This is a genomic window from Vibrio sp. 1641, assembly GCF_033339995.1.
GTDB lineage: Bacteria > Pseudomonadota > Gammaproteobacteria > Enterobacterales > Vibrionaceae > Vibrio > Vibrio alginolyticus.
On sequence record NZ_JAWOVP010000216.1, the window covers coordinates 1 to 661 of the forward strand.

The following is a 661-nucleotide window of genomic DNA, read 5'->3' on the forward strand; positions in this document are numbered from 1 at the left end:
TACACCAGGTCACGTAGTACTTTATAGTGAAGAAGCCCGTTTAGCGTTTGTTGGTGATGTTCTGTTTAACGGTAGCATTGGTCGTACTGACTTCCCTCAAGGCGACTTCAATACGTTGATTAGTTCAATTAAAGAGAAACTTTGGCCTCTAGGTAACGATGTTACATTTGTACCGGGTCATGGTCCTCAATCTACCTTCGGTCACGAGCGCAAAACCAACCCGTTTGTTGCTGACGAGATGCCACTATACTAGCGCCTTGTCTGTACTTGTTACTATTCTGGCTCGGCGGCCGCTAAGTATCGCCGAGTCAGCCCTACAAATTCGTCGGCTTCCCTGTCTAAATCACTGGCAGAAATAAACACATCATAGCCGTAAAATTCTCTCTGATACTTCATTCTATTCGCCAGCATGGCTTGCAAACCGTCGTATTGTTTTCCCGCTTTGCTAGTGTACGGTTGTGGGTCGAGCACCATATCTTCAAATTTCTATTCACAATGGTTCTGCCTTGCGCCCAAATACAACAAAGCGCGTTGGCTAAGTAAAATCTCCGTCGCGATACGCGGGCAAATTGCATCAAGGTAAGGGGAATAGTGCTTCAAGCGGATGCCTATCCACGGGAGCGGTTGATGCCAACCGTCTTGTTGATAACTGCATATACCA

General features: G+C 46.6%; 1 protein-coding gene and 1 pseudogene. One reads left to right on the top strand and one right to left on the bottom strand.

Translation table 11 applies throughout. The features are described from left to right. On the top strand, nt 1-253 hold a 253-nt coding region (locus R7Z47_RS25140), incomplete at its 5' end, for an MBL fold metallo-hydrolase (protein ID WP_318115295.1). Between the two features lie 20 nt (nt 254-273). On the opposite strand, the pseudogene R7Z47_RS25145 reads toward R7Z47_RS25140, so the two are convergent. Beyond that, a pseudogene (locus R7Z47_RS25145) lies at nt 274-661 on the bottom strand (DUF2982 domain-containing protein); the annotation flags it as partial.